Source organism: Qipengyuania sp. 902 (assembly GCF_051195295.1).
Classification (GTDB): domain Bacteria; phylum Pseudomonadota; class Alphaproteobacteria; order Sphingomonadales; family Sphingomonadaceae; genus Qipengyuania.
On sequence record NZ_JBNJLJ010000005.1, the window covers coordinates 16,673 to 38,323 of the forward strand.

At 56.5% G+C, this 21,651-nt stretch carries 13 protein-coding genes; 4 read left to right on the forward strand and 9 right to left on the reverse strand.

Going from position 1 to position 21,651, the window contains the following annotated elements; translation table 11 throughout:
* Positions 1-8: 8 nt before the first annotated feature.
* On the reverse strand, positions 9-644 hold the full coding sequence (locus ACSH0F_RS13905) for a S24 family peptidase (RefSeq protein WP_435203747.1): 636 nt from the start codon (positions 642-644) through the stop codon (positions 9-11).
* A gap of 405 nt (positions 645-1,049) precedes the next feature.
* Here ACSH0F_RS13905 and ACSH0F_RS13910 point away from each other — a divergent pair, with 405 nt between their 5' ends.
* The 4 genes from ACSH0F_RS13910 to ACSH0F_RS13925 are packed head-to-tail and all read left to right on the forward strand — an operon-like array spanning position 1,050 to position 8,352.
* The gene (locus ACSH0F_RS13910; RefSeq protein WP_435203748.1) at positions 1,050-3,497 is read left to right on the forward strand and encodes a helicase-related protein; all 2,448 of its coding nucleotides are present in this window, start codon (positions 1,050-1,052) and stop codon (positions 3,495-3,497) included.
* A 9-nt stretch (positions 3,498-3,506) separates the two neighbouring features.
* Positions 3,507-4,400, forward strand: coding sequence for a hypothetical protein (locus tag ACSH0F_RS13915; RefSeq protein ID WP_226792113.1), 894 nt, complete (start codon positions 3,507-3,509; stop codon positions 4,398-4,400).
* A complete protein-coding gene (locus tag ACSH0F_RS13920; RefSeq protein ID WP_435203749.1) occupies positions 4,400-7,636 on the forward strand; it encodes a hypothetical protein in 3,237 nt (1,078 codons plus the stop codon). Before ACSH0F_RS13915 ends, ACSH0F_RS13920 begins: the two co-directional genes overlap by 1 nt.
* A gap of 17 nt (positions 7,637-7,653) precedes the next feature.
* The gene (locus ACSH0F_RS13925) at positions 7,654-8,352 is read left to right on the forward strand and encodes a hypothetical protein (protein ID WP_226792107.1); all 699 of its coding nucleotides are present in this window, start codon (positions 7,654-7,656) and stop codon (positions 8,350-8,352) included.
* Here the strand turns inward: ACSH0F_RS13925 and ACSH0F_RS13930 are convergent.
* The 8 genes from ACSH0F_RS13930 to dbpB all read right to left on the reverse strand — a co-directional run bounded on the left by ACSH0F_RS13930 (position 8,349) and on the right by dbpB (position 21,650).
* On the reverse strand, positions 8,349-14,666 hold the full coding sequence (locus ACSH0F_RS13930) for an AAA domain-containing protein (protein WP_435203750.1): 6,318 nt from the start codon (positions 14,664-14,666) through the stop codon (positions 8,349-8,351). The two genes, ACSH0F_RS13925 and ACSH0F_RS13930, sit on opposite strands and share 4 nt — an antisense overlap.
* The gene (locus ACSH0F_RS13935) at positions 14,663-16,951 is read right to left on the reverse strand and encodes a hypothetical protein (RefSeq protein WP_435203751.1); all 2,289 of its coding nucleotides are present in this window, start codon (positions 16,949-16,951) and stop codon (positions 14,663-14,665) included. Before ACSH0F_RS13935 ends, ACSH0F_RS13930 begins: the two co-directional genes overlap by 4 nt.
* A 111-nt stretch (positions 16,952-17,062) precedes the next feature.
* Entirely contained in the window at positions 17,063-17,830 is a 768-nt protein-coding gene (locus tag ACSH0F_RS13940; protein ID WP_299310420.1) for an HAD family hydrolase, read from the reverse strand.
* Positions 17,827-18,855 carry a hypothetical protein gene (locus tag ACSH0F_RS13945; RefSeq protein WP_435203752.1) on the reverse strand — a complete coding sequence of 343 codons (1,029 nt, stop codon included), beginning with the start codon at positions 18,853-18,855 and terminating at the stop codon, positions 17,827-17,829. Before ACSH0F_RS13945 ends, ACSH0F_RS13940 begins: the two co-directional genes overlap by 4 nt.
* Positions 18,852-19,562 (reverse strand): 7-cyano-7-deazaguanine synthase QueC, encoded by a 711-nt coding sequence (gene queC / locus ACSH0F_RS13950; RefSeq protein ID WP_435203753.1) that lies wholly within the window; start codon positions 19,560-19,562, stop codon positions 18,852-18,854. The genes ACSH0F_RS13945 and queC overlap by 4 nt, the downstream gene beginning before the upstream one ends.
* Positions 19,559-19,933, reverse strand: coding sequence for a 6-carboxytetrahydropterin synthase (locus ACSH0F_RS13955; RefSeq protein ID WP_224812447.1), 375 nt, complete (start codon positions 19,931-19,933; stop codon positions 19,559-19,561). The genes queC and ACSH0F_RS13955 overlap by 4 nt, the downstream gene beginning before the upstream one ends.
* A complete protein-coding gene (gene queE, locus ACSH0F_RS13960; protein WP_435203754.1) occupies positions 19,933-20,565 on the reverse strand; it encodes a 7-carboxy-7-deazaguanine synthase in 633 nt (210 codons plus the stop codon). Before queE ends, ACSH0F_RS13955 begins: the two co-directional genes overlap by 1 nt.
* Positions 20,566-20,567: 2 nt before the next feature.
* Positions 20,568-21,650 (reverse strand): DGQHR domain-containing protein DpdB, encoded by a 1,083-nt coding sequence (dbpB, locus tag ACSH0F_RS13965; RefSeq protein ID WP_299306780.1) that lies wholly within the window; start codon positions 21,648-21,650, stop codon positions 20,568-20,570.
* Between the last annotated feature and the right edge of the window lies 1 nt (position 21,651).

Below are 21,651 nucleotides of genomic sequence, written 5' to 3' on the forward strand. Positions count from 1 at the left end.
AGAGCTCTCTATACCGCCCGCCCAAACCAGATGACACGGCCGACCACCTGGATCTCGGACCGGTCGACATCGTCCCAGCTGGGATAGGCCGAATTATCGCTGCTGATGGTGATCTTGCGGCCACCGGGCTTGAGCGTCACGCGCTTGACCACCAGCGCATCGTCGGCGCGCAGGACGTAAATACCGTCGCGTAGCCGCGAGCCCTGGTCCGACGCATCGACGAGCACTTCGTCGCCATCGCTGAGTGTCGGCTCCATGGAGTCGCCCAGGACGTGGATGATCGAAAGGCTGGCACTCTTTGCCCGGGTCAACCGGCCAAGCCAGCGTTCGTCGAAACCGAAGCGGGTATGGGCGGTCTCGCTTTCGGCAATCGCTCCGAAGCCCGCCGACGCATCGACATTGAGCACGGGAATCTCGATCAACCCGTCACGCATTGGCGCGGGCGGTCCGCCAAGCACTTGCTCGTCGACCCCGAAGAAGCTGGCAAGCGTGCGCCGGTCATCGTCATCCAGCTTTCGCGGCGAGCCGCGCTTGATGAACTGCTGAATGTAGGACGAGTTTCGTCCGATCATCCGCGAGATCGAGGAATATCCGATCCGTCGCTGCTGGATCAGGCGATCGAGCTCCTCTCTGACGTGTTCCATCGTGTCGTTCCTTCTGGCGGTCTGAGGAGAGAAGGAAATCTCCTAGACTCGATGGAACCTTCCTACTAAGAACAAAACAGGAACACAAGTGCTGACTGAGTCGAGGAAGGCCATGAAATTGCTGGATCGCATTGAGCGTCATTTGAAGGAATCGCACATGTCGGCGACGCGGTTCGGTCGTCGGGCGGTTGGCGATCCGCGCTTCGTGCTTGACCTACGAGCTGGTCGCAGGCCGCGTAGAAGGACTATCGAGAAGGTGGAGCGCTATCTTTCACATGGTCCAAGATTGAAGAAGCAGCCTGATTAGCCCTTTGTCGCGATCATTGGGCCAATCCTCTTTTGGTTCAACAGGATGTGGCGATGATGCTTTGATTTTTGTGTTTGGCTCTGGAAGAAGTGAGAGCCATGAGCACTGGATCAGAACCTGCCCGTTACAATCCATGGCTCTCTCAGGCATGGGCCCCGGCATTGAGAACGCGAACTCTGGCGGCCTTGGACCGGAGCACCAGCGAGTGTGATCGGCTTGCATTGCTTCGGACGTTGGCATGGCTGAGTGGTGGAAGATTTGAATCTGACGATCACGAGTTTTCTAGATTCAGCGATGAGGGTCTTGCACGATTTGGTCTCGCTAGGATCGGTCCAAGCGCGATCCGAATACGTGACGAGAACGGACCGTCCTGGTGGCCTCAGATCCACGTCGATTCCCAGAGTCGACGCTATCTTGAGGAAGGTGTCGGCGATGGCATTCTGCGTCGTCTGACCAGTCTTCCCGGCTATCGATCGCTTTCCCAAAAGGCCGCGGTCCGGGCTCTCTTTACTGCCCCTGCTGGATCGGGATTGCTTGTGTCGCTCCCGACAGGCGCTGGCAAAAGCTTGATGTTTCAGTTGGCAGCCCTTCACGGAAGGGAATCGCACGTGGGTTCGTGCGTAGTCGTTGTGACACCGACAATAGCGCTAGCGCTCGACCATGAGCGAACTTTGCGGGGAATCCCGGGTTTGGAGGGTAGCCGCGCGTTGATCGGAGATCTCGGCAGTGAAGGTATCCGAGATGTGGTCGATGCATTCAGGCGCGGAGAAATCCCTATCTTGCTGCTGGGGCCAGAGCTTGCACTCCGCTCAGATATTGTCAGTCGATTAGTAGAGGTCGCTTCGCCTGAAGCCGCCGCATTTGGACTTAACGGCCGCCTTACCCACTTATTTGTCGATGAAGCGCATATAATTGAGAGTTGGGGCAGAAGCTTTCGTCCCGACTTCCAACGCCTTCCCGGATTGCTCGCGGAGCTTCGTCGATCCAGCCCCGAGTTACGTGCGGTGCTGCTGTCCGCGACCATGCCACCTTCAGCACGGGCAATCCTGCGGCGCGATTGGTCGCTAACCGGCGACTGGCTGGAGATCGACGCCAGGGTCCCGCGCTACGAACATGATATTGTTGTTAGCCAGTGCAGTTCAGACGAGGAAAGGCAGGAAGCGCTGTCGTTCGTGGTCGATCGTGCCCCTCGCCCTGCAATTATTTACACGACCGAAGTGGTCGACGCAGAACGCATTTTCAAATGGTTGTCCGATAATCGAGGCTACCAAAAGATGGCTCTCTTCACGGGTGACACGGGTTCGGCAGATAGACGGCGGATCATCGAGGATTGGTCAAACAATCACTACGATCTGATCGTTGCAACGTCTGCTTTTGGTATCGGCATCGACAAGGCCGATGTCCGTTCCGTCATTCATGCGTGCCTGCCGGAGAGCGCGGCACGCTGGTATCAGGAAATTGGTCGCGCCGCGCGCGATGGTGGGCAAGCATTCGCCGCCTTGCTGTTTACTGGCTCTAGAGAAGGCGGAGATGATGTTTCAACGGCTCGACGGATGGCCGTTGGCGGCTGGTTGACGCGCGAGTTGGCCGAGAAGCGATGGGCGGCGATGCGATCCTCAGCAACGGACCAAGGCTGGGTGGGCGGCAAATGGCACATGAGCGTCGACCTCAACGCGATCAGAGAGGGCCTTCGGCCAGAATCGACAGACTATAATCGAAATTGGAACATGGCGTTGCTCACGCTTCTTCAGCGCGCTCAGGCCATTTCAATCAAAGCCGTGAAGCCAAAGGGCGGTGACGAAGCGCGCGTATGGGAGATCGAAATCAGTGACGGCGGCCTTCTGTCGGATGACCCTACATCGGCCTGGGACAAGATTTATGAGCATCGCGATCGAGAAGTGGCCAACGCACGAGACGAATTAACACCCTGGCTCAATCTCGTCCGCAAGCCGCTTGATGCATGCATGGTGAGGACAGCCTTCGAGCTCATCGAGCCCAATACCTGCCTGCCGAGTTGCGGTCGTTGTCCTCACTGCAGAGATCAGATGATCAGGCCCCCGCGGCATGTTGAGGCCATGGGCCTGGAGGCGGCCTGGCAGGACACGCCGCCCTTCGAAAACTCGAAGATCTCTCATGGCGTGCATTTGGTCGAACCCGTGGATCGTACTCTTGAGACCAATTTGCCAGCGCTGGTCCACACAATCACGAGCATCGGGATCCAGCAATTTGTGGTCGATGCAGAACTCGCCGAGGGGATTGCGGATGCCCTTGGTCAAGATCCTAAAGTGCTCGGACTTATTCTTACACTGGATGAATGGACCGAAGGCCGCAAACTTGCCAATCTGCCGACCGCATTGCTCGCCTCTCCTGATGAAAGAAACGGGTGGCACGTAGAACGCTTTGTTCAATGGGCTAAGGATGCGGCATTTACCTCTATTGTCGTTGCAAGGCGGGACAGGCAGTATCGTGGGCGTAGATTTGACCAGTGGGTTTCCCATCACGCACCAATCTCACAAGAATTTCTCATGTCTTTGGCAGGGGGCTGAGTTCTAGGAATGAGTATTCTCTCTAACCCTCAAGGTACGCCAGAGCGTGTCTGGTCTTTGATTGCGGGACTAGGCGCTCTGGGTGGGAGACTTCCGCGCGGTGAATTTTCTTCCATCTTAAACCCTGGCTATTCCGCTGGAGGGCAGCAGGTCGCGGCTCAGGCGACCAATGCCGCAAACGGAACAGGGGCCGCGACAGCGCTGGAACTGGTCGAACGCAATGGAGACGAGATCCAATTGCACGATGTGGGCGAGCTAAAGACACCGGCGCAGTTGGCGGACTACGTCCACGATTTTCTTTGCAGTCGAGATGAAGGCAATATCGAAGCGGTCATCGCCGAAGCCTATGCGTGGCTGGTGGTCGAAAGCCATTCCCGGCGTGATTTGGGCTGGCTCTATGAGTTGGGGGCTGCTGAATTCGCCGATCTCGTGGATGCTGGATTGGTCGGCGAGGACGAGGACGGGCGGCTAATGAATCCGACCAAAGTCCCTGCGTGGAGACGTTGGCTGCTCTTCATGGGACTGAGCGTCAAGATGCCTGACGCTAGGCTGGTGGATTATCCTTTGCCGGCGAGGCGGATCGAGATTGAGATGCGGAGAGCCGGCGTCGAAGAGCAAACTTCCATGCCGGCCGGAGCCTTTGTTGACCTCTTGGCGAACCGGTGTCCTTACTTGGATAGGGGGCGACTGTTTAGGCAGGCATGCGCAAGGAAAGGCTACACCGCAGACACCAGGACGCTTTCAGCGGTTTTGAGCAACGCTCTGCGGGACCTGAGTTCGGAAGGGAAGATCTCGCTCAAGCTGTCGCGGGATACCGCCGATGCAATCTCGCTTTGCCCGGATCCGACCACGCGCAGCGTAAGCTTCGATGAGGTCGAAATCTGGCCCGAGGTGAAGCACTGATGAGTGAACATCCTTTCCGCGTTTGCTGGACCGCACAACAAACGCGCTCGATGCTGGTTACAGAAGCCCTTGAGGGCGATGATGCAGTCTTTCTCGCGACACATACGCCAATCCATGGTTTCGAGGTCAGTGGCACCAGCGCGGCGGACTTGGAGGGGGCAGATGAGCAGGCGGTACTCACTTCCCTATCCGATCCCGATAGAGAGCATGCTTTTTGTGTGGTTCAGGGTGAGCCGGGATCAGGTAAGTCACACCTGATACGATGGCTCTCGGTCAATTGGCCGAAAGGTAAAGACGTAAAGCTCCTTCTGAGACGCGCAGACGGGAGTCTCGAAGGAGCTCTGCGACAGTTAAAGGACCGTCTCCCTGAAGAATTTCACGAGCATTTCGAAGGGCTCGGCACGCCCCAGCGAGCGACCCTGCAGGGGCGAGCCAATATCTTTCTGAACACGCTTTCTGCGATGATGGCCCCAGGGCATTTCGAGGAAGAGATGCCTGACGAACGGTGGTGCGAGCGCTATCGCCCAGATGAATTGCTCGGGAACAGCCAGATACGGAGCCAATGGTCTGCTCCCTCTCGGATACTGACATTGCTGGACGGAGCCGATGGCAACCGTGATCAGCAAAGCGCCTCCTTCAATGTATTCGACGTCGCTGAACTTGGAGACATCGCCTACAAATATGCGTCACAACTCCTAGGTGGAGCCAAGAAACTCGGTAGTGCTCTCGCGACCGAATCCGACAAGATCAAGAGCCTAAAGCGCGACAACTGGCTTCCCGACGAAATCGCCAGTGAAATTGCGGACGAAATTCCTACTACACTGGAGTTGATCGCGTCGCTGAATCGCCGAAGAAACGATGCAATCCAGAATGTCCTTGGCGTTTCTGCACAGGGTCTCAAGACCCTTTTCCGAAAGGTCCGACAGGCGTTGGCAACCCGGGATATGCGTCTCGTCCTTCTGCTAGAGGATATTACAAGTTGGGAAGGCCTCGATGACAGCCTGATCGACGTGCTGGTTTTCAACACTACGGCACGAGGAGACGAGGCGGAGCAGGACGTTTGTCCATTGATCTCGGTCGTTGGCCTTACGCCCGCGTACTATAGACAACTTCAGGCCAACTATCGCCAACGGATCACGCATGAGATCCGGTTGGGCGAAATGGCCGGAGGCGATGTCGACGATCTGGAAGGTAAAGAACGTGTCGCCTTCGTATCGCGCTATCTTAACGCGGTGCGTGCAGGATCCGATGCCTTGAGAGCCTGGCGAACAGCAAACCAAGATTCAAGCGGGCTCGAGCCACCGCCAAATCCCTGCAATGCCTGCGCTAAACAGGAGAGTTGTTTCAAGACTTTCGGCGATAGCGAAGGTGTTGGACTATTCCCCTTTACGGAAACAGCTCTCGCGAGGTTCTACGAAGCGCTCAAGGTGGATGATGATGGCCAGACATGGCGTACGCCGCGCGGTATATTGCAGGCCGTTGTTGTACCGAACCTCTCGCAGCCGGAACTCTTGGAACAACAGAGATTCCCTGGACCTCTGATCGAGCATTCGGCGTTTGAGCCGTCACGGAAGCCCGATATCGCTGTGGCACCCCGTCTCGGGCAGATAATTGCCGCTCAAATCGAAGACGATGATCAGGCGCGGAGATTCCGCCGGCTGGTTACCTACTGGGGAAATCCAGAATCCGCTGACACGGTCGAACTCGAAGGCGAGCTCGCTTTCGCTGGCGTTACCCGAACGATCTTCGAGGCGTTTGGGCTGCCTTGGATTGGCCAAGATGAGGCGACGATGGCTGGGCCAGCCGTCGCCCCGTCACCTGCGCCTCCCTCTCAAGAACCATCGCCAGCCACGGAGGAAACGAAGGAAACCGAAGTCGCAGAGCCAGGTGAGCAAAGGCGGCGTCTCATATCTGAGGTCACTTCGAGGAATACGAACCGGACGAGCGTCCCTCCTCGCAACCGCGGGCCCACTCGCAACAAGCGCGAGCAGATGCGGCTCGATCTCGCCAAATGGGTGCAAGGCAAAGGACTTGAGAACGCGAGCCAATGGAATGGCTTGCTGCACTTACTCGTCGATAGTCTCGATAAGCGTTCGACCGGCGTTGCTCCCTTCCTGTTCGACAAGATCATCACACAGGAGATGGTCAAGCTCCACGGCAGCACGTCCGGATCGCGCGACTATCTGGTAATTCCGCCAGAAGAGTGGGTTCGTGTCGGGCTTGAAAGTTATCTCACTCTCGATATCGACCGGGATACACTTGGTACCGAGGATCGGGCTTTCCATCTTCGGAACCTGTCAATTCTGATGCGCCGCCTGGAAACCCTCGCGGTCGATTATCTCGAACGCCGCCTGCCATTGACGGAAGACAGTAAGATCTGGTCTCCGGCCGGCGCCATGACGCAGGTTCTCCAGGCTCGGGCATGGCTGCGAGGCGTGCTCGATCCGAAGGCAGAGCCGATCGACCAACTGCGCAACATACTCAGTGATGAAGATGAAGCTGTCAGTGATCCTGGCGCGCGCTCCAAGCCGTGGAACGACTGGTTGAACGCTACCAAGAACTGGCACGAGCGCATTCGAGTCGACTTGAGGCAACTCATCTCGACGGAATCGCCTGGCTTGATCGATTCAAGCGAAACCCTGGCGGCGATCATCCAATTGAGGGACAGCGGCTTCATGGTTGAAGCGCCTGAGGCCGACCTCGGGCTGCCCGAGAACATGCGCAAAGCCAAGGAGTTGGCCGGTTACTGGAACAAGAACCGGTCTACGATCGCATCTGTTGAGCTCAAACAGGTCAAGGATCGCGCCGAAGCGCTCGACTTCTTGCTGCGAAAGGCTTCAATCGAAAGCCATCTGGATCGACTGGACAAGGCAATCACGCAGTCGTCGAATTTGCTTCCAAACGTGGCATTCGAATTGGTTGCAAGCTGGAAGGCAGAGTTGCCGCGAGCAATCGAGCGCAACTCCGAGCGGTTCCCTGCAGTCGAAGAATTGATCGACGCCTTTCTCGATGACGATGAAATTCCGGCTAAGCTTCCGCTGCGAATTGCCTGGCTGTCCGAACAGCCAGCACGCGAACTTCAGGATATTCTTGAACTCGCTCGATCAGGCGAAAAGGCTGTCCAGGAGTTGCGCGATCATGCGCGCGACTGCGTCAGTGCTTCAGGAAAGGGAGTCTCCCTCTCCGCAATTCACGAGATCGGGCGGCAAATCAAATTGGCTACCGGCCTGGACTAAGGATGTGAGCATAGTCGATGTCTGATGCACTTGCAGAACTCGAACATCTCCTGACCGATCTGCCAACAGCAGTCGAGCAGCGAAAATTCGGCGAGAACTTGGGAAAGGCGACGACAAGTCTGGCGTCGGCAGCAGAGCGGGTAAAGCGTATCGAGGCGCTGAGAGAGATCGCGACACGCCTTGACTATGCCTCTGAATCGAGACGAGCAGAGAAGCTGAGCGACGTGCTTGAGCTTGCTTGGGATGTCGGCAACCAGCTGGAGGAGTCCGCCGATGTCACGGCCCTCGATAAGGCGGTTTTCGCGTATGAACAGGATCTCAATCGCGAACTGAACGGACTGGATAGAGACCTCCGCGCCCGTTGGGATGACATTGTCCAGAGGCAATTTCGATCGCTGATACCGATTGGAGACCTACTCGATCGCTTGCTGGGGCAATCGGATCTCGGCAGCAAAATGGCGAAATGTGGCCGAGAGGCTATTGCTGTCCAAGACGGAGCAAGGGCCTCAGAATTCCTTGCGACAATTCAGCAATTGTTTGCTGATTATGAAGCCCTACAGGCTGAGCGTGAAAACGAGTTGGGCGATGGGGACGTCGCACTCTTTATCAACGCTCTGGCAAACGAACAGGCAACTTTGCAACACGTGACCGATGAAGTTTGGGCTTGGCTCGAGGAACATGGTTCTTTGGATGTCCTCAAAGTTCGCCCCATTTAGGCTAGGAAGCGTTCCAGCAGTGTCCGACTGGTGCTCGCATAGACCAGGGAGTCACCCATGAGGTCGCTCGACTGGTGTACACAAGCCCTGCAACCATCGTGACAAAGCGATGCTCCCAAACGGAAAACCTGTTCCGCGAGCCTGGCCGTGGGACTAAAGGATTCCTCGTCCGGTTCGTCGAGGAGGCCATAAGCTTCCAACAACCGCGCTAACTCGCCGCTTGCCCCACTTTCAGCATCAGTCACAGCGGCACTGGCAAGCTCCCAATCGGTCGGGATTCGTCCCATTCTCTCGATGGTCCGATCTCGCGCCTGTTCAACGTCTTCCGCGATATCATATAGGGAAAATGTCTCCGCGCCGACGCTCTCGGTTCCAAACAAGACACGGGAAATCGAAGCCGGAAGCGGCCTATCGGCGCCTGGTCTCAGCTCTTGCGATATCGCCGTTAGCGCGGATGGGTCGCGAGGGTTGAAGCTGCGCCATTGGTCGTGCTTTGAACGCAGGCTCCAGAAAACTCGAAGCATCGCGTCTTCGACTGCATTGCCACATTCGCAGAGTTGGTGGTTCGACCAGATCTGCATAAGTTTGTCCGTTTGAGAAACCGCGGATCTGATCGTGCCGTCTCCATGAGAGCCCGCTTCCGCAACCGTAATCAGATCTTCCGCATCCTGGCCGAATTGGAGGGGCAGACGAACATGCGCGAACATGCGGCCTTCATCGCCTCCGCCAAGCATCGCTACTGCTGACTTCAAACGAAGTGCAAGGCCATGCAGCAGCGAACTCCTCAGATAGCCGCGCATATTTTGCTCATCGCCAACTTCAGTCAAAATTTGATCGAGCATGTCTCGAAACCTGGCATTGGCGAGCAAGCCCGCAGTTCGCTCTACTCGGCGCTGCGTCATCATCGGATGGCAGGAAAGCACTCGCTGCCTTGCGTCCTCCAGCAGGGATGAAAAGCGCCGATCATCCCAGCGCCTACGGACTAGCTTGGCGAGTTCGGTGCGCAGCTCGGTGTCGCCGGCAGCGGCCACAAGTAAATCTGCGCCGCGACGAGCTTCGTAGGCATTAATCCCGATAGAACGGGCACGACTGTCTACTAGGTAGCGTGTGAACTGTGCGCTTCGCCAGCGGCGCTCCTGCTGGTCGCGTTCCATTTTCGCGAAAGTCTCTTCGACAGCCAGATCGATGGCGTCCTTTCCGAGTTCGAACCGAATTCCTTCAGTGGTAACCTTGTAGCCGTGCAGCAACGCACGCTGCGTCTTGGGATGCACGAAGGTCTGATTAAATGCGACTGGCTCAGTTTCTCGTGAATCGAAGCGGACTTCCGCGTCGGCCCCCCAATAAACTCTCGCAATGTCGAGACCCGAAGATTTGTTCTCGGTGACGCCTGCCAGATAGACGCCGAGCTTGCTGAGTTTGCCATTGGTATCCTCAACTGAGAGAAGTTCGGCGGGTTCGCAGTTGGCGGAAACTAGGACGAAGCCTGCTAGTTCTCCCCGGCTATCATGGCGGACAGAGGTTTCATCCCTCGTCACATCTGTCCATTGGCGAGGGTCATTTTGCTTCAGGCAGATCTCGCCGACCCATTCAGCGCCTTGCATCCGTCCGAGGCGACTGACCGTGATAGCCCTCGGCCTGAACAGAGTTTCGTGGACATCTGCCAATGCCTCTCGGGCATCGATGGGTAATTCGGTTAGAAGCTCTTCCGTCGATGCGCGCAGGCTTTGACCACCGCGCCCGAGGTAATCGCTTTCGCCGAACCACGGTGCCCTGCCTTCGTTCGGCGCAATCCAGTGGACGGCATGTCCGCTAAAGCGCCTCGTAGCGTTGCCTGGCGCGACCGTCGATAATGCCAGCGAAATGTCTTGACGCTCTCCCCCGACAACATCCTCGCCCAGGATGTCGAGTGTCGGCAAGTTGATGGTCTCGAACAGTGCTCCCGGCACCCATGTTAGAGCCATCCGAACTTGGGGGATGGTGTCACAGGTGGTGAGGTCAAGCTCCTCAGTTGCCTTTGCCCAGAGCGCCTCTGCGTCTTTTACCCCAAGTTCGTCCCAGATCGCTCCACCGAACATGACATCGAGCAAGTCCTTCGCCGATGCCAAGGCATCGGAGTTCGGCTGTCCGAATTGATTGAGCGCATTTCCACCCCTTCGTTCGAACCGAGCAAGCCCGTCAAGCAATGTCGCCACCGCCTGGCCTCGCCGGACGTACGCATTTGATGGATTGAGCGGAGCCTCGAAGCCGACAGGCGAGACCATGTCTTGAGGTCTATTGAACCACCAGTTGTCGCGAGGTGAATAGATGGAGAGCGTCACCGCAGTTGTGGGCCGGTCGTCTGCGCCCCGTCCGCCGCGGCCTTTTCGCTGCACAAAGCTGGCGAGGTTGAGCGGCGCATAGTGCTGGTAAACGAGGGTGATGTCCGGATCATCGTACCCAACCTCGAGTGAGGAGGTTGCGAACACTACATCCGAGCCTTTCACAAGGCGTTCCGCGTTACCGCCAGTACCAGAGAAGATTGGCGACGAAGCTACCGCGAGCGGTTGGCCCGGCGTTCTTCTTCCCTTCGCGCCGACTTGCCGATTGTCAGTTGCGGCAAACCACCAGCATTCCCCATCCGCGAACCTTCCGCAGCCAAGCGGCTGTCCGCAACATTCTGTCTGAGGCTCCCCGGCAGCATCATCTCCATATGCGCGGGTGCGATAAGCAGCTAGCTCTCTTCCTTCCTCAGCGTCGATAAATGCGCTGTGCAGACGCCGCATCTTGTCGATTGAATCGAAGAATACGAGGGAGCGAAAGCCGCCATCAGATCCGGTTCGTCGTCGCATGCCGTGGCCAATGCACATAAGCGATTGGATGGTCGTAGATGCACCGGCAATGTCTGCTCCGCGAGATTCAACCTCAGGTTGTACGAAGTAGAAGTATTCACGCCCTCTCGGGTTTGGTTCGGCATCTTCTTCGCTCGGTTGGATGACCTTTATCTGATCGCGGCCGATGAGCTTCGACCATGCTGACGCAGGGTCGCCAACCGTGGCGCTCATCCCGATCGCCAGCATTGGCTTTCCATCGGTTCTCGAAGTCTGCGCACGCGCTGCCAAGCGCTGGAGAGCAAGGCCCACCTGAGCCCCATGGATATGGGTGTAGAGATGGATCTCGTCTGCCAGAAGCGCACGCGGAGCCGCACAGTCCATGTCGTCGCCAAAAATGCGACCATATCTTGGATCATGAAGCCATTGGTGCAAGCTATCGGTGGTCGGCAGGAAGAGGCTAGGGGGCGTTTCGGCCAACCGAGTCTTCGAGCCGATCCACCCATCAAATGACCATTTGCAGTCGTTGCAGGCCAGGAGGTCGGCGCCCTTGGCTCCTGCGCTTGGCCGAAGGATCAGCTCATGTTGACAGCTAGGACAAGCAAAGAATGGGAAGACAAACGCGTTCGGCCCTGCAACCTTCCAAAGGGATTGAAGCCTTTCTGGAATTCGTTCGAAGTCCCAAGGAACCTCACCCACTTGAAGGCCGAGGGTAAGTTTTGGGAGTTCTTGGTCGGCTCCGAACATCGACAAGTAGTGGGCCAATCTCTGTGCCTGATTGGCGGCCAGTCGAATGCGTGGGTAGGCTAGGATCGCACGAGTGCCCATCACCCCGTCGATGCCGTCAGCCAAAGCTCCCGCGATCAGCGGCAATACTGCAGCTTCGGTCTTCCCTGACCCTGTGTCAGCGGCGATCGAAAAAGCGCCTTCTCCTTCACCGCGCCAGGCCGCAACGATACTCGTCAGGCTGTCGGCCTGGAATTTCGCTAAGGCTGCTTCCTCGCCCCAAAACTCGTGCAGAACGCGCGCCATCCCCGAAAGAGCATGTCCCATCGAGGAATCGGTGCCCTTCGAAGCCTGATCGAAAGCGCTTGCCAAACGAATGGATCGGGTGGGTTTGTTTCGCTCTCGAAGGACGGCCTTTAGGCTCCGAACCAAATAGGGGCGTGTGTCTGCATCGTCGCTGCGAAAGCGCTGCTTAACGTGCTTAAGTTCTCGTCCAATCTCCGCGAAGCGACTGCGCACTCTGCCTTCATCCGCCAGAAGCAAGTGGCCATGCGCTTCAAGCTTGGACAAGGATGCGGTCAACTGGTCGAGAGGAACCTTGAGATCTCGAGCGAGTTCGACCGTCGACACCCAGCTGTCATAGACCCCGAAATTGATGCGACTTGCTTCGAGCTCTTCCAAGCGATTGAGCGCTGCAAAATCCTCGTCGCCGAGCCCATCCAACTCTTCCGGCTCCGGCAGAGAATCGAGTTCTGCAAGTGCCTTCACAACGATCGCAAACGAGTTGCCTACAGGTTCGAGGCGTAAGAAATCTTCTTCCTCCAGGCGACTGATTACAGGAGCCAAAAGATCGTTGCGCTCCTTGTCCATCCAAGCAAAGCGATCGCGCACGTCCGTGTAAAATGCATAGCGCCTGGTCTTGGCCTCGCGCACGCACATCTCGATGCGGCTCTTGACGGTGTCGTAGTCTACACTGAAGACCTTGCGAGCTTCCTTGAATGGCTTTGCGACCCAGAAGGGTTCACCGCCATCGCGCCGGGGTTGTTGGCGTAACGAAATCCATCCGAGGTGATGAAGCAGGCACGCTTCAGCGAATGGCTCAGCCGGTAAGGCCATGGCACTCTTGACCTTTGACAAGGCTGCATTTCCATATGCGCTGTCGAGTGCGAGCCGATTGATGACTTCGAGGACACCTCGTGCCAGGTCGGTCATCTCGTGTTTCACTTCCACCGGCGGCGGATCAGGCGTCAGATCAACGTCGGCTTCGTTGTCATCGAAGCCCCTCGCCCTGATATCAATCGCTACGGAGCGTCCCGCGGGACCTTGTATCTGAGAGGTCACGATCGAGGGGCAGGAAAACACAAACTCGCGCAAGAGTTCTGCCTTATCGAGCAGTTCCTGGTCAGATGGTACGGCTTCCAGGAGGCGCTTGCTGACAATAACAATCAGCTTCTTTCCCGCTCGCGTCGCCGCAACATTCAATCGTTCAGGCGAAAATATGAATTCAGCTTCCGTGAGTGCGAATTCTGGGTCCGCCACGCAATATGATAGGATGACTGCATCCCGCTCTTTGCCCTGAATGCGATCGACTGTCTCAACAAACGCGTCGGCTCGAATGGAGTCAGGTAACCCCGCTCTAATCGCCGCATTTTGCGCCCTGTGCGGGCTGACGATCGCGAGCCGTTTGCTCCAGAGATCGGACGGCGGAGTTCCATCAGCTGTCAGGCGGTGGGCAAATGCGGCTGCAATCTCACTCGCGATCTGTGTTTCGAACGGGTTCGCGGTAGCGGCAGTGGGGCCATCATGGAGAAGGACGACGAGCGGATAATCAGGTGCTAGCGCCAAGCGTATGGTTTGTGACAAGTCAGCTTGCCAGTCCTCGCGCAATTCAAGCTTACTGGCTTCAGAACGCGACACGTATTTGCCGGGATAGAAGGTCTTCTCGGGGAAATATGTGAGAGGTTTGTTGAGACGAAAGGTCTCTTCCAGCGCAAATTCGTCGGCACCAACCGATTTCATGAACGCATAAAGCGATCCGCCCAATTCGCGACCTTCGATGGTTACCGGTCTACCGGCTCTGATGGGCGGCAATTGCTGGTCGTCTCCTGCAACCACCACGCGCCCCGCATCGGCCAGTCCAGCCATAGCAAGTAGACCGTGTCCGAGGACCATCTGCGAGGCTTCGTCAATGCAGACCAGGTCAAAAAGCGGAGCGCTCATGCCATCGCCACCCGGCGGAGTACCTGTCGTCAGAAGTCTGTAGAGAGACCAGACTGTCATCCCCGTCACAGCTTCGCCGCAATTGAGGTGGTCGATGACCTGACCTTGCTCCTTTGCGCCGTAGGTGAGCACGCCGTCCGCGAGCCCTCCTGCTGGCGGCGATCCGAGGAAAAGCGGTGGCGGTGCGCTCGGATCATGCAGCACTTGCCGATCCCGCACAGCATCAAGAACGTTTCCGATCGCGTTGCGAGTGAACGCCGTGACGAGCACTCGGGCTGGTAACCCCGCTTTACGCCGGGCCGCACAGTAGCCAGCAATCAGCCAGGAGAGCAAAAACGTCTTCCCGGTCCCGGGCGGTCCAAGGATCAATCCTGTCTTTCTGTGGGCGAGGCCTTCCCAGGCACTGACTTGAGCCTCCCGGAGATGCCTGTCTCCCTTCTCCTCGATCGAGGGGATGGCAAATTCATTGAGGCCTGCGAGCCAAACATCGCCATCGCTGACATCATCGAAGAACGCTTTCGGCTCCTGCAAGAACCGCAGCACGTCAGTGCGAACACTCATGCTGCTTCTCCAGCAAGATAGTCGATGAAGCGTGCCACCTTGGGCGAATTGAAGTCGACGAATGTTCGGTCAATCCACCACCCATCCCTGTCGAGGCGGCGCACAAGGTCTTTCATCGTTGGACTATCGAAGACAGAATTCCAGACACCGACCCTGAGCATTCCTGTGTCATCGTTCGGTCCAGGATCCATCAGCTGGCAGCTCAGGTCAGGCCATCGGCGCGGATCGAGGAGTACATCAGGGCTCCCATCGCTCAAGACGAGGCCCAGCCCACCCTCAAGATCAACGTCCATAGCTTCGGCGGGTCGTCGAAACACGAAGACTCGGCCCATTTTGGTCTTGTTGATTCCGATAAGAAAAAGCGGTCCGATTGCGTTGCCACTATCGCGCCGGGACGAGGCCGGCTTTGCGAGACGGATCAACGTATCCAGCATTCCGGCTCGATTCTCCAACAATTCCAAAGCGCGAAGGATATCGAGGTCACCGGCTTCAAGCGGGTCGAAGGTTGCCTGCAAACGGAAGGGTAGCTTGTTCAATCGCAAAGTGGGTCGCTCGCTGCGATCAGTGCGGTCGCGATTGTCTTTCTGCAGCCACTCGACGATTTCGCGAAGGGCATTCAATCGGCCTCGAACGTCATCTTCGACGTCGGCTATGGCCACATGGTCCTTGCGTCCTTCTCGGATTCCACGTGTTACTTCAATTGAAAGAAGTGAGGAAAACGGGCGATGGAATGGTTCGCTAGGGGCATAGGGCTTTGGGATGAGCCCATCGTTTGCCATCGCCTGTGATACTTGCCGCAGGTCATAGGATACCGCCGTTGGGACCGCGAATAGCTGCTCGATAACTGTCCTCACCGCAGTCGCAGGCAAATGGTTCATGCCCCTGAACTCGGGCTCTGGCACCAGTTCTTCAGGTGGAAATATGCGGACGAGATGTAAGAGACCCGTCCTGATCCTCGCGTCGGACAGATGTCTCTTCACCGCGTTCTGAAGCGCGTTCGCCTCGCTCGGCTCATAGAGATAGATATGTGCGAATAAGGCACCTGAATCATCGTCGGAGAGCGCCTGATTGTGCGCGTCAACGATTTGGAGATCGGCGATAACTTTCGAGAACACCTCGATCAGCGCATCGGCCTCCGCCTTCCTGTCAGCCGTCGGAAGAACTTTGATGGTCTCTTCAACAGTTCCATCTCGGACCAATAGATAGCCAAGCGTCGCCAGACCATCATCGACTGGATCATGATCGGCCAGCAAGTAGATTGAGACGTCAGAACGCGGAGGCATCAGAAAAGTCTGCTCTTCGGCCCCAGCTTGAATATGGCCGGCATTGATTGCGCGAGCACGGGCAATCAGTTGTTCGGCTCGCCGTGAAAGCGACCAACCGACTCCATCCATTTTGCCGATGCCTTGCGCCCGCTCTGCCAAGGATTTGACCGATCGTATGCCGTGATCGAGGAGGGCTCTCTTCCCTTCGTGTGAGAGACCCGCCACAGCAGAGACGTCCCGCTTGTTGGGCGGTCTTTCCGGATCGATTGCTGTCAAGCAGTGCGTCAAATAGGCGCATTGCTCACATTTGAAATATAGATGGAAAAAGGTCTCGTCAGTGCCAGGTGACACTTCTCGCGCGGCAATCTTGGGCAGCGTCTGCCCGACAAAGCTCTCGACGAGCCGGATGTATGGAGCAAGCGGGAAGCTGTCGACCTGGTAGCCGTCTCCAGAGGCATCCCCATTATCAGGAATTCGCCAGATTTCTCCAAACTGGGAGACGGTTCCCTCGATTTTCCTCTCGGAAAGGACCTGGCTCAACAAAATCGCGTAGTAAGCAACCTGGGTCTTGTGGAAAGACCGAGCAGCGCGGGTCGCCTTGATATCGATAACCGTGAAGCTCGGTTTGCCATCGATGAAATCTCGGCGAACGAGATCAGCGAATGTGTCTCGCAGGTTGAAATCGGCAATCTCGCCAAACACAGAGGGAATCTGTTTCGGGCGCACATTCACCTGAGCTGCAAACGTTTTGCTCCCTTCGCCTCTTAGGAAGGCATTGGTGATTGCCGTTGGGAGGCAAATCTCGGACCCATTGAGGTGAACCTGCCGCTGCCTCGCTAGTTTGGACACCACTCGATCTTCGTAGTCTACACCGAGGATTGCCCAACTCTGCTCGCGGGTATCTGATCCAATCGGGATTGAAGCCCGCTCAGTGGCATTCATGAGCTCATAGCGCGTCTTGCGCTCGCAGCGGTATTGGAACCACGATTTAATAGTCGAACCGCTGAGCCCTTTTGACAAATCTACGCCCCACGGATTGAGAGAATTTGGAGTGCCCCTTCATCGACTGAAGGTCTTTGGCAATCAAGTATATAAAGCCAAACCTCTAGGCGCAGCACCATGCTTCCGCAGTCAGCATGCGTGCTCCAAGCGAATAATTTGCACAGCTTCTCTAAAATCGGAGATCACGAAATCGGGAGGCGGCGAGGCCTCCTCGTCGTGCCAACGGGGCTTAAAGCCACCGGGGAAGTAGATTGTCTTGAGCCCCGCCTGCTTCGCTGGTGCAATGTCGCGATCAATTTGGTCACCGATCATGTAGGCGTTGGACGGAGAGCCAACTAGTTTCAGGATTCTTTGATACAGTTCGGGGCGTTTGCGGCCTTCAAGTACTCTGTCAAAGAATTGAGAGATGCTCAAAGCGTCGGCAGTTTCCCTTGCTCGCGTCACAGCAGATTCTGTGACCATCAAGATGTTCCAGTTAAGCTCCTTCATCTGCCTAAGGCCGTCTGCAACGCCCTTCTTAAGTTGTGGAAGTGCCTTCAGAGATTGAAAATAGCGGTTGAGGATTACGCCTTCTTGGTCGGCATAGATCTTTGCAGGCTCGCTTCCATGCAACGCAATTTTCGCTGCCCGAACCGGATCCATTCCATCCAGGGCCAAGCTTAGGGCACGTACGAGCAATGCAGGCGGGTAGCGCAAGCCATCATGATGTAGGGAGGCAAGCTCTTGGTCTGCTGCCCGCACGAATTGAAGACGATCTTCATCTGGCCACGTGAGTCCGAGTGACTCCTCAACGTCGTGAAGCAAGCGGAGCTGAGTGCTCGCGAACACTCTATCTGTATCCCACAGAGTGTTGTCTGCATCGACAAAAACTGTGACGAGTTCGCTCGCCCTAATCACTGCTCTGGGTCAGTCTTTTTGGTTGGAGTTGGCTGTTGAGTTGGAGTCTGCGAGCGTTCAATCAAAGCGTCCACGTGAAGAGTTCCCCCGATCATCTCAACTTCAGTCGGTTGTGGGGTGGGCTTTGTCGGTTCCACGCAGGTCAGAACATAGCCGAGCAACATTACATAGACTATCAAGCAACGTAGTGCATAAGATAAAAGACTCTGAGCAGGCTGAAGATACCGTAACTTTTCTGCTGTCTTGGCGGCAACGAGGTAAGCTTCGCTAACATAGTTTTTGAGGTACTCTACCTTCAGCATTGGGTTGATTTCTACAGTCATGGTTCCTGTAGACTCTCCAACATTTACAAAGGAATTCGCCCAACCTTCTGGGGTGACGCCAATTATTTCGCGAAAGAACAGAAAGGAGCGGGCTCTGCCTGACTGGCTATCTACTGTTGCTTCAGAAGGATATTTGAAGCGAGTGCGCGACGCATGAAAGGTAACCAGCGCCCCTCCGAGTGATAACAAGATAAAGAGGAGGAATGAGATGTAGGTGGCCGAAAGAAGCCACCATTCTGCTCCGACCTGATCTTGCAAGTTTCTTAGAGGATAATTCGTCAAAAATGACGCGAAGAATGCACCAGCGAGAGCAGTCAAAAAGGTTGAGACCGTTAGCAACCGCGTCGCTTTCTGATCCTGATATTCAGTTTGCGCCTTCGCTTCTTGGAGTGATGCTTTGGCTAGGTCGACCGCTTTATCAAGATTGGAATCATTGGGGTCGATCTTGGCCCAGGCGGCCATTACTCCATGCTTAGGATTGTAGAACCGATTGACGATTTCATCCGAGGGAACGCTGCGAACCTTAGCCTCAAGGCGCGGGTAGAAGTCTATCGGCCGATCCAAAAACGATAACACCGTCGCACGAAGCGCATGGAGGCCTGCGCCGGTCTTTACCTTTGACGGAGTGATCTCGGGCCCGCCGCTTTCATTGGTCGAAGAAGCGACTGAAGCATCGTCGGAAGTGGTGCCAGAGTCAGTCAAGACCTGGTGCCTTCGCGGAAACTCTCATATCCTCGTGCTCGAAGCTCACAAGCAGGGCACGTTCCGCAGCCATAGCCCCATTCGTGGCGAACTGTGCGTTCGCCAAGGTAGCAGGTGTGGCTATGTTCTGTGATCAGATCCAAGAGAAGGTCGCCGCCCAGATCTTGCGCCAATGCCCAGGTGCCAGCCTTGTCGATCCACATCAGGGGCGTGTGGATCACGCTTCGACTGCCCATCCCTAGGTTCAACGTGACCTGTAAAGCTTTGAGTGTGTCGTCGCGGCAGTCAGGATATCCAGAGTAGTCAGTTTCGCACATGCCGCCAATCATGTGTCGAGCCTTGCGTCTGAATGCGAGCGTCGCCGCAAGAGTGAAGAACAACAAGTTGCGGCCAGGCACAAAGGTGTTCGGCAATCCGTCTTCGCGCAGGGCGATCTCGGCGTCTCGGGTCAGTCCCGTCTCGCTGATCTGGCCGAGAACCGACAGATCGAGCGTATGGTCGGCTCCAAGCCTCTCTTTCCAGGTTGGATTGATCTCAACAATCCGCGCGAGAAGCTCTGAACGACATTCCAGTTCGATCCGATGTCTCTGCCCGTAGTCGAACCCTACCGTCTCGACAGCGCTGAATTTCTCAAGTGCCCAAGCAAGACAAGTTGCGGAATCCTGCCCGCCGGAGAAAAGGACGAGAGCCTTCTCGTCAGCAATCATGCAAGCTCTTCCTCGCCCCAGTAGGTGACCGCATCACTATTGCTGTCGCGGTAGACACTGACCTTCGAAAGCGCCGGGAACTCGGGCTTGAGCCTGTTCCAGATCCAACGGCACAGATTTTCCATGGTTGCCGGGCCAAGGTCGTTGATGTCGTCCAGAAAACGATGGTCGAGCGCGTCCCGAACGCTCTCGAGTTCTTTCTCCAGAATACCAACGTCGACAATCATACCGCTTACAGGGTCAGGCCTTCCACGGAGCGTGACCTCGCCGCGATAGCTATGACCATGGATCCTGCGGCTGGACTCGGTTTGGACGACCCGATCGAGTGTGTGAGCCGCGTCAAAGCGAAATTGTTTCGAGAGTTCGTACATCAGCGGATTCCGACTAGCTTGTGCGACTGGAGCGATAAGCGCCAGCGAGGATTTTCGAGGCAGTAATGGATCGTGTCATCGAGGCATTGGCCGGCCTCGGCGCAATCCATTGGCTGCAAGAAGAAGTGCTCGAACTCGAGGTCTTCGAAGCGTTCAGGTGGCGCGCCAACCTGCGGGAATACGAGCTTCAGTTCGTTGCCCGACCGTAAGACCAGTTCGTTTTCCCCTTTAGGGCTAACGCAGATCCAATCGATGCCTTCTGGGGCAGGACGCGTACCATTGGTCTCGACCCCGATCTCAAAACCGTGTCGATGAAGTGCATCTACCAAAGGCGCATCGACCTGCAGCAACGGTTCACCACCTGTGAGCACAACATAGCGACTCTCATTCGAGCCAGCCCATTCATCAGCGATTGTTTGTGCCAGCAATTCCGCGTCCGCAAAACGGCCCCCACCGGTCCCATCCACACCCACGAAGTCGGTGTCGCAAAAGGAGCATTGCGCGCTCGCGCGGTCCTGTTCGCGACCCGACCAAAGATTGCAGCCCGAGAAACGGCAGAAAACAGCCGTGCGCCCCGCATGAGCACCTTCACCCTGCAAGGTTTTGAATATCTCTTTGACCGCATAAGCCATGGCTATTCAGCCGCGTCTTCGAAGAGCGGGGCTGGTGCTGCTCGCCGCTTTTGTCTGAGATCGGCCTTGAGGATGCCAATGAGATAGTGCTTGAGCAGCGCAACGTCGCGATTGACATTTTGCAGCGAGTTCCAGCGCCGAACTTCGCCGCCGAGTTCCCAGTCGCCGGATGTCCACGCGGTCTTGTCCTTGAGGCATTCCATGCCTGCCTGGAAATCATCGACCGATCGGGCATCAACCCTTTGGGCCAGCACTTCCATGACATCGCCCATCGCCTGGATACCGGCGCCGTGGAGTAACCGGGAAGTCTTTGGCTTGTGACCATGCCAAGCGTCCGGGAAAACCCGTTTCACAGCTTCAAAGAAATTCGAGACAAGCCGCACGCACTTGTCTTCGCCTTTGGGCCGACCAATCAGGTCGCGCATGATGCCGTTGGCGAGCGACTCCATGATGATCTTCTGCATCACGGTGTCGGCGATGATCCCTTCCGGGCAGGTGTGTTGACGGATGTAGCCCTTGAGCGAGGTGTTCTCGAAGTTCAGCCGGGCGGTCAGGTCGGCAGCCGTCGAGCGCCTGCTGAGCCGCGCCGGAAGATCATCGACAGTAGGCAGCAGTTCATAAATCAGCGACTTGGGCAGCGGCTTGGTGTTGTTGATGAGCACGAACTGTCGACGCAGCTCTGCCTCGTCTTGGCAAATCAGGACTGACACGAAGACCTGAAAATCACGCTCCAGCGTGCTCAGGGCAGAAAGCCGCTGTTGTCCATCGACAACCAGTCCCGGTGTCCCTTTGCTTACGTCGATCGTCAGGCGCGCCGATCCATCTCCCAAATCCTCAACGCCGACATGATCTGTAAAGGCGACGACGATCGGATTGGGAAGGACCGAGTTTGGCTTGATCAGGTAGTCCTGGATTTCTCGAATGTGAGCAGCAACCTGTGGCCGTTGGAAGCCGCTGAGTTCGCCCTGTGCATCGCGGCCAATGCGGTCAATCGATGCAAACTTGAGAATGTCGGATGCCTTGGCCGCAAACACGAGGACCCGATGCTCGCTGCTCTGTTCCGCGGTCACGGCAAGGTATTGCATG

What these genes read in the sequence shown, in the direction of transcription:
- ACSH0F_RS13905 (WP_435203747.1), bottom strand. Translation starts at nt 644, where the DNA reads ATGGAACACGTCAGAGAGGAGCTCGATCGCCTGATCCAGCAGCGACGG.
- ACSH0F_RS13910 (WP_435203748.1), top strand. Translation starts at nt 1,050, where the DNA reads ATGAGCACTGGATCAGAACCTGCCCGTTACAATCCATGGCTCTCTCAG.
- ACSH0F_RS13915 (WP_226792113.1), top strand. Translation starts at nt 3,507, where the DNA reads ATGAGTATTCTCTCTAACCCTCAAGGTACGCCAGAGCGTGTCTGGTCT.
- ACSH0F_RS13920 (WP_435203749.1), top strand. Translation starts at nt 4,400, where the DNA reads ATGAGTGAACATCCTTTCCGCGTTTGCTGGACCGCACAACAAACGCGC.
- ACSH0F_RS13925 (WP_226792107.1), top strand. Translation starts at nt 7,654, where the DNA reads ATGTCTGATGCACTTGCAGAACTCGAACATCTCCTGACCGATCTGCCA.
- ACSH0F_RS13930 (WP_435203750.1), bottom strand. Translation starts at nt 14,666, where the DNA reads ATGAGTGTTCGCACTGACGTGCTGCGGTTCTTGCAGGAGCCGAAAGCG.
- queC (WP_435203753.1), bottom strand. Translation starts at nt 19,562, where the DNA reads ATGATTGCTGACGAGAAGGCTCTCGTCCTTTTCTCCGGCGGGCAGGAT.
- ACSH0F_RS13955 (WP_224812447.1), bottom strand. Translation starts at nt 19,933, where the DNA reads ATGTACGAACTCTCGAAACAATTTCGCTTTGACGCGGCTCACACACTC.
- queE (WP_435203754.1), bottom strand. Translation starts at nt 20,565, where the DNA reads ATGGCTTATGCGGTCAAAGAGATATTCAAAACCTTGCAGGGTGAAGGT.
- dbpB (WP_299306780.1), bottom strand. Translation starts at nt 21,650, where the DNA reads ATGCAATACCTTGCCGTGACCGCGGAACAGAGCAGCGAGCATCGGGTC.